Annotated in this window: 8 protein-coding genes; 6 read left to right on the top strand and 2 right to left on the bottom strand. The window is 58.7% G+C overall.

Annotated elements, in window-relative coordinates:
* A partial coding sequence (locus tag ACQY7U_RS22690; protein WP_428649746.1) for an alpha/beta fold hydrolase occupies positions 1–1,264 on the top strand: 1,264 nt, incomplete at its 5' end.
* 56 nt (positions 1,265–1,320) lie between these two features.
* Positions 1,321–1,494 (top strand): hypothetical protein, encoded by a 174-nt coding sequence (locus ACQY7U_RS22685; protein WP_428649743.1) that lies wholly within the window; start codon positions 1,321–1,323, stop codon positions 1,492–1,494.
* A 7-nt stretch (positions 1,495–1,501) separates the two neighbouring features.
* Here ACQY7U_RS22685 and ACQY7U_RS22680 read toward each other — a convergent pair whose 3' ends face one another.
* Positions 1,502–1,669 carry a DNA methyltransferase gene (locus tag ACQY7U_RS22680; RefSeq protein ID WP_428649741.1) on the bottom strand — a complete coding sequence of 56 codons (168 nt, stop codon included), beginning with the start codon at positions 1,667–1,669 and terminating at the stop codon, positions 1,502–1,504.
* Between the two features lie 465 nt (positions 1,670–2,134).
* On the opposite strand from ACQY7U_RS22680, the gene ACQY7U_RS22675 reads away from it, so the two are divergent.
* The 4 genes from ACQY7U_RS22675 (at position 2,135) to ACQY7U_RS22660 (ending at position 6,681) form a co-directional block, all read left to right on the top strand.
* Positions 2,135–2,344, top strand: coding sequence for a cold-shock protein (locus ACQY7U_RS22675; protein ID WP_428649738.1), 210 nt, complete (start codon positions 2,135–2,137; stop codon positions 2,342–2,344).
* 114 nt (positions 2,345–2,458) lie between these two features.
* Positions 2,459–2,686, top strand: coding sequence for a hypothetical protein (locus ACQY7U_RS22670; protein WP_428649736.1), 228 nt, complete (start codon positions 2,459–2,461; stop codon positions 2,684–2,686).
* Positions 2,687–2,740: 54 nt separating this feature from the next.
* On the top strand, positions 2,741–3,769 hold the full coding sequence (locus ACQY7U_RS22665) for a fatty acid desaturase (RefSeq protein ID WP_428649734.1): 1,029 nt from the start codon (positions 2,741–2,743) through the stop codon (positions 3,767–3,769).
* 800 nt (positions 3,770–4,569) lie between these two features.
* Positions 4,570–6,681, top strand: a complete 2,112-nt coding sequence (locus ACQY7U_RS22660; protein WP_428649732.1) for a putative bifunctional diguanylate cyclase/phosphodiesterase — start codon at positions 4,570–4,572, stop codon at positions 6,679–6,681.
* 35 nt (positions 6,682–6,716) lie between these two features.
* On the opposite strand, the gene ACQY7U_RS22655 is transcribed toward ACQY7U_RS22660, so the two are convergent.
* The coding region (locus ACQY7U_RS22655; protein ID WP_428649729.1) for a PilZ domain-containing protein at positions 6,717–7,152 on the bottom strand (436 nt) is incomplete at its 5' end.

Raw genomic sequence — 7,152 nt, 5'->3', positions numbered from 1 at the left:
GAGATTTGGCCGTGGCAGCTTGAACCTGGTGATTGTTCCGGGCTGGATCTCGAACCTGGACTGCTGGTGGGACCATCCCAGTACGGTGTCCTGGCTGGAACGCTTCGGCGACTACGCCAATGTCCTGCTTTTCGACAAGCGCGGGACAGGCCTCTCGGATCGGGGAAAAGGCATGCCCGGTATGGATGAGCGCATGGATGACATCCGTGCGGTCATGGACCATGAGGGTATCGAGGATGCCGCTCTTTTCGGCTTGTCGGAAGGGGGCACGCTGGCAGCGTTATTTGCCGCCTCCAATCCCGATCGATGCCGCGCGCTGGTTCTTCAGGGCGCACTGGCGCGTTTCGAGCACTGGATTGAAGACGAGACAGCTTTCAACGCCTTTCTCGCATACGTGCACGATTATTGGGGGTCGGGTGCCAGCTACGTGCACTACTCGCCTTCGATGGCCGGGGATGCCGAGTACCAGGGCTGGTGGGCAAGACGTGAACGCGCAGGAGCAAGCCCGGGTGCAGTGGCCGACCTCATGCACCTGAACCGGCAGATCAGCGTGGCGCAGGTTCTGCCGGCCGTTCAGTCGCCAACGCTGGTCATCCACCGGCGGAAGGATCTCATCGTTGACATAGAAGGCGGCCGGGAAGTGGCCCGGCTCATCCCCGATGCGGAACTGCTGGAGCTCTCCGGTGCCGATCACGCACCATGGACGGGCGGCGACATCGACATGATCGCCGACCGGATCGAGGAGTTTCTTACCGGCGCCAAACCGTCACCGGCGGTCGACAGGGTTCTGGCCACTGTTCTGTTCACGGATATCGTGGCATCGACGGAGCTTGCCACACAGTTGGGCGACGAGGCATGGGACCGCTTGCTGCACCGCCATGACGCGTTAGTCGATGAGCAGCTTGCGCGCTTCCGGGGCCTAAAAGTCAAGTCGCTGGGTGATGGCCACCTGGCAACGTTTGACGGCCCCGCGCGCGCCATCTACGCGGCACTGGCGCTAACCGAAGCCGTTGAGGAGCTGGGATTCGAGCTCCGGGCCGGCGTACATATCGGCGAGGTGAAACGGAGCGGCGACGACATTTCGGGCCTTGCCGTTCACATAGCCGCCCGCGTCATGGGAGAGGCCGAACCGGGCGAGTGTCTCGTTTCACGGACGGTTCGAGACCTTGCCGCCGGTTCCGATCTCACCTTCCGGGAGCGCGGCCAGCGGGTTCTCAAGGGCGTGCCGGACCCTGTTCAAATATTCAATGCGTCAAAAATCTGAATGACGGTGCTGCAAATAGCAAACACCGTCCTAAAACCATACCTAGGATATCCGGTATGACGACCGATCTAACGGCAATTGCAGACATTGGTCGCATGGCATCTTGGTGTCAGCTCAGGGCCGTGAAATCCATTTCTCTGGGGCCGCGCAGCAACGTCTCCCTTGAGGGCGCCCAGGAGCTGGCCCGCTTTGGCAAGCTCCCGGACGACTTGTCCAGCATCTTCGCTTAAACGCCCTTTAAGCCGCCTTTGAAAGCCGTTCGCTAGCGATCTCGTAATAGGCTTCCTCGCGTTCACAGCCGATGAACCGACGGCCAGCCCTCAATGCCGCAACCCCCGTGGTCCCGGAGCCGGTAAACGGGTCCAGGATGGTCCCGGCCGGGCAAACCTGGACGAGGGCGTCCATGAGCGGAACCGCTCTCCGGTCGTGTGCCTCTTCGGCCCGCCGGCCGTGACACCACAGCGGATCACGCCGGGATGGGGCGGGCCGTCCTTGTCATGCCGCGCACCTGTTGAACCTCGAAGGATGATTTCCGGCATACGAATGCCGCCGGCCGGATTTGCCGGTGTGATCCTGGCCGAATCCCAAATTCTTCCGACTGGATTAAAACTTTTCTTGTTATTTCAACAAAAAAAGTGATTTTTCTTTCCGTTCAAAAATATTTGTGCCGAAAATCGAAATATTTTCCGCCAAGCCTTGTTTTGAACACGGTGATAGCCTAAGTACAGGTACTCGATATTGTTTGACGAAATTTGCGACTGCGCGGCGAGCCGCGTTCTCTACGATCTCCCTATCAACGTCGACCTAACCGCTTTGCCGTGCAGACCGCATGGCGGGCACTCTATCATGACCGATTGAAAGGAAATCGTTATGACCGTCGGAACCGTAAAATTCTTCAATGCCAACAAAGGCTTCGGATTCATTCAGCCGGAAGGCGGCGCAGCTGACGTGTTCGTTCACATCTCTGCCGTTGAACGCGCCGGCATGCATTCCCTGGTCGAAGGCCAGAAGGTCAGCTTTGAAGTGGTCCAGGACAGCCGTTCCGGCAAGTCCGCTGCGGACAACCTTCAGGAAGCTTAGGTTCTCGTCCAGGTTCATGACCACGGATGTACTGGCACGAACCATCAGGATGAGAGGAAAGGTCGGGCATCTCCCGACCTTTTCTTGCTTTCGGCGCCTCGAAAGGAGAACTCCATGCAGCACGAACATAACCTCCGCCCGCGGCGGGAGACGGCAGAGACCAAGGCCGAGACGACCAAGCGCATCTCTCAGGAAATGACGCAGACCGAAGCCGAAATTCGCGAAGCCAAAACCATGCGGCTGAGAGCTGCCCGTCTTGCCATGCAGGAAAACCAGCCGGCTCCGGCAGCGCCGCGAAAACGCACCCGCAAACCGAAGGCGTCAACCGGATCCCGGAATTGATCCGGCGCCACGGCTATTGCCGCACCCTTGCAGCCATTGAACTCAGGAACTGACGTGACCTCACTTACGGCCGCCTCTTGCGGGGCAAAGACTGAACAACGATCCTGGACCAGGGAACTTGCACAATACCGGCAGCCGAACCCGGTTCGCAGCGTCATTGAAATCGTGGTGACGGTTCTGCCGTTCGTGATCTTCTGGGCTGCCGCGGCCCTCTCTGTCATCCACGGCGTTTGGTGGGGGCTCCTGCTGACCGTACCCGCCGCCGGTTTTCTGGTTCGCCTCTTCATCCTGCAACATGACTGCGGTCATGGTACCCTGTTCGCGCATCGCGGCCTCAACGACTGGATCGGCCGGATGCTTGGGGTCATCACCCTCACGCCCTACGACTACTGGCGCCGTACCCATGCCGTTCACCACGCTTCGGCAGGCAATCTGGACCGCAGAGGCATAGGCGACGTCGACACGCTGACCGTGGACGAATACCGCGCGCTCTCGCGCTGGCAGCGGGTTCGCTATCGGCTTTACCGCCATCCGGTCGTCATGTTCGGTCTCGGTCCGGCCTGGTTGTTTGTCTGCCAGTACAGGCTGCCCTTCGGCCTGATGCGCGCCGGAGCATTGCCCTGGATCTCGACCATCGCGACCAATATCGGCATCATCCTGCCCATTGCGGCAATGGTCTGGCTTGTCGGCCTTGTGCCTTTCCTTCTGGTTCAGATCCCGATCACGCTGATGGCGGCAACCGCAGGGGTCTGGCTCTTCTACGTTCAGCACCAGTTCGAAAGCACGCACTGGGCCAAGGACGATGACTGGAAGTTTCAGCATGCCGCGCTCCATGGCAGTTCGCATTACGATCTGCCCCGGCCGCTGCGCTGGCTGACCGGAAACATCGGCATTCACCACGTGCACCACCTGGCGGCCAAAATTCCGTTCTACCGCCTGCCCGAAGTGCTGGAGGACTATCCGGAGCTGAAATCCATCAGCCGGATCACGTTTCTGGAGAGCCTGAAATGCGTGAAGCTTGTCCTCTGGGACGAAAGCGCCCGCCGTCTCGTCTCCTTCCGGGAAGAACGGGCAACCAGATAATCCATTGATATCGCACCAGCCCCGGCTTTGACCGGGAGGAGTTGTCTGGAGCAGGATTGCTCCAGCTGCGTTCAGACGTGGCCAGGCTGCGTCAGAAGGGCGCCCTCGCGCGCCGGGTGGTCCGGAGAACGCAAAGCGCATCGAAACGCGGCCGGGGAGGGCGCTGGACGCCATTCGCCGCATCGGCGAGGGTGCATTGCATGATTTCCATGCAGACTGTCCGGCCTTTCCGGTTTGCGTCCGTCCCGGTGAATGCCCGCCTCAATGAAGGGGCCTGTGCATGTTTGCCGATCGGTTGGGTAGCCTGCCTGCCGGACGGACTGACCGCTCTGCCGTTTTTTCTTTTGCATCCGTTTTTTACTGCCTGACCGAAAGGGCCGGCCGTGCAGGTTCCTCCGCCTGGCATTGCCGTGATGCGGCGGTTCTTGGTCCGTTTTCCTTCAAAGTAATACGTGGTTCTACAAAAGAGTTCTTGCTGATGTGTAGAATAGGCAAGGGATTGAAATAACTAAAATTTTGGGGTCATGAGGTTGTTGGGAATGATGGTAATGAGATTTCTTGAATATTTGATGATCTATTCATCGTCAAAAATGACAGCATCTACGTTTAATTTCAATTTGACTGAGAGTTAACCCGATGGAATGGAAGGAGTGGTAAGTTTTAAATTGTGATTTTGTACACTATTTGCACTCGCGCTCAACAGCGTATGGTTCAAGTGGATTCGGTTGTGCTCATGCGCTCTGGTTACAAGGGGGTGTATTTGGCGCAACCGTCCGACGATTGGGGAGTGGGGCCTGAACATGCAGGGGAGCAAGTCAAGTCTGAGACTGGTCACGGTGGCCTGGCCGTTCGTGGCAATCATCGTTACCCAGACCCTGCTTGCGACCTTCAGTCTTCAAATCGTTTCCTCCCTGCGCGCCTATGTGACGGGCGAAAGCCTCTGGTCCAAGGGTCAGAAGGAAGCGGTTTACAATCTTGAACAGTATATCGTTTCCGCGGATCCTTCTTACCTCGAGCGCTTCCGCAAGGCGATTGCCATCCCGCTCGGAGACCGGCAGGCGAGACTGGCCATGGAGGCGGGGACGGAAGACAGGTCCCTCATTGTCGAGGGGTTCCGTGAGGGCGAGAACCACCCAGACGATATCCCCGGGCTGATCCTTCTGTTTGAGAATTTCCAGTGGTTTTCCTACATGCGCGCCTCTGTCGAAGACTGGCGCAACGCGGATGTTTACATTCTGGCGCTGGAACAACTCGGCAACACGATAGGCGACGCGGCCCGATTGCCCGATGCCGAGCGACTTGAGGCCCTTGAGGAGCTCAATACGCTCGAGAGGAAGATCGTCCCCCTTTCCAGGCAATTTTCCCATTCTCTGGGCGAAGGAAGCAGGGTCGTTCAGACCCTTTTGCTGCTTGCAAATCTGGCGCTGGCGGCAATCTTTGTCCTGCTCACGGTCTGGCGGCTTAACAGCTTCCTGAAGCATCGCCGTTCAATCGAGGGGCAGCTTTCCTGGAATGCGTATCACGATGACCTGACAGGCTTGCCCAACCGGCGGCTGTTTGAACGGGAATTGCGGGAAACACTCGAAATCAAGGGAAGCCCGCACGCGGTCATCCTGCTCGACCTGGACCAGTTCAAGAGCATCAATGATACCGGCGGTCATGCCGTCGGCGATCATCTCTTGAGATGTGTCGCCCGTGATCTGCCGGGCATCCTTCACAAAAACGTCCTGCTTGCCCGGTTGGGCGGTGATGAGTTCGGCCTGGTTTTGAGAAATTGTACGGCGGATGAAGCAAATGCCATCGGCTGCAGATTGCGGGAGGCGGTGGAGAAGATCGACTTTTCCTGGGAGGGGCTGCGTTACGCGGTGACAGCCAGCATCGGCGTCGTGGCCATCGGAGAACAGGCCTACACCTTCTCCGAAGCGCTGCGTGCAGCCGATGTCGCCTGTTATATCGCCAAGGAGAGGGGGCGAAACCGCGTCCATATCCATACCTCCCGGGACTGCGAGCAGTCTCATTTCGCCTCCAGTCTCGCATGGGTCCAGCGATTGCACCGCGCCGTGGAACAGGGGAATTTCTGCCTGTTTCTCCAGGCGATCGCGCCGGCAGGTAACTGCAACGGCCAGGTTACCCACTACGAGATCCTGCTTCGACTGGAAGAGGACGGGAAGACAACCTCGCCCGTGGAATTCATTCCGGCGGCTGAACGTTTCGGACTGATGCCGGTGATCGACCGTTGGGTCGTACAGAACGCGCTCGCCCTCATCGGTCAGCAGGATCCGGAAGGGCGGAACACTTATGCCATCAACCTCAGCGGGTTGACCCTGACCGACGAGACTTTCCTCGACTTCCTGCTTGGCGAACTGAATGCGTCCGGCGTGTCTCCGTCCTGCCTGTGTTTTGAGCTCACCGAGACGAGTGCGATTGCCAATTTCGAGGAAGCCATCCTGTTTATCGACACAATGCGTGAAAAGGGATGCCGGTTCGCGCTGGACGATTTCGGTGTCGGCATGTCGTCGCTGACCTATCTGAAGCGGTTGCCCGTCGATTTCGTCAAGATCGACGGCAGTTTTGTGCTGGGAATGCTGAATGACGACTCAGACCGTCTGACGGTCGAGATGATCAACAAGATCGCACATCTTTCCGGCAAGAAGACAATCGCGGAGTTCGTTGAGACGCCCGAACTCCTTGAAGCCTTGCGGACCATGGCCGTCGACTATGTTCAGGGATATGCCATCGGTCGGCCCGAACCGTTCGTGCCCAGCGAGGCACTGAGGCGCAGGTTCGCCAGCAAGGCGGTTTTCCCGGACGTCGTGACCATCTCCCCGGAAAAGACGCCCGGTAACAATCGCGAAAAAGTACGCGGCGGTGAAGGGTGGCGGGCCGCCAAGGTCTTTCTGAAAACGCCTTAGACGGAGCTCTCGGTCAAAACCGGCCGGGACAGCTCCTATTTCCGTTTGCCGAATGTCCGTTTGCCGGTGCCGGCAGGGGGCACTGTCGCGGATGCCGGGTCTTTCGGCTGGCGGGCCGGTTCACCGCGCTTGCTGTCGAGAATGCTTTCGGCCGTTTCGGAGCGGAAGTTTTGGGTGCCAAGGTTGACATCCGAGGGCTGCAGGACCTGCTCCCGCTGTTTGCCCTTGTGACGCTTGTCGCCAACGAATTCCACTCCGCAGCGGAGGCCTTCCTCCCAGCGCCGTTCGCAGGTCACCTCGTAATCCGCCAGTTCCATGTAAAGTTCAAATTCCGCAGGCAGCAGATAGGGTTGCTCGAATTCAAGGAGCGCGCCGCCCTCGGCGAGGTTCCGGACGGTGCAGGGGATCGACCGCAGCCCGTTTTCGAAAACCATTTTTCCCTTTTTGAAAACGCGGGCCAGGTGTGCACGC

The sequence above is a fragment of the Roseibium sp. genome (genome assembly GCF_050301095.1).
Taxonomy (GTDB): domain Bacteria; phylum Pseudomonadota; class Alphaproteobacteria; order Rhizobiales; family Stappiaceae; genus Roseibium.
This window is presented reverse-complemented; position numbering and strand designations above follow the sequence as displayed.

Coding starts and splice junctions, on each gene's coding strand:
- ACQY7U_RS22670 (WP_428649736.1), top strand. CDS start 2,459: ATGCAGCACGAACATAACCTCCGCCCGCGGCGGGAGACGGCAGAGACC.
- ACQY7U_RS22680 (WP_428649741.1), bottom strand. CDS start 1,669: ATGGACGCCCTCGTCCAGGTTTGCCCGGCCGGGACCATCCTGGACCCG.
- ACQY7U_RS22660 (WP_428649732.1), top strand. CDS start 4,570: ATGCAGGGGAGCAAGTCAAGTCTGAGACTGGTCACGGTGGCCTGGCCG.
- ACQY7U_RS22685 (WP_428649743.1), top strand. CDS start 1,321: ATGACGACCGATCTAACGGCAATTGCAGACATTGGTCGCATGGCATCT.
- ACQY7U_RS22675 (WP_428649738.1), top strand. CDS start 2,135: ATGACCGTCGGAACCGTAAAATTCTTCAATGCCAACAAAGGCTTCGGA.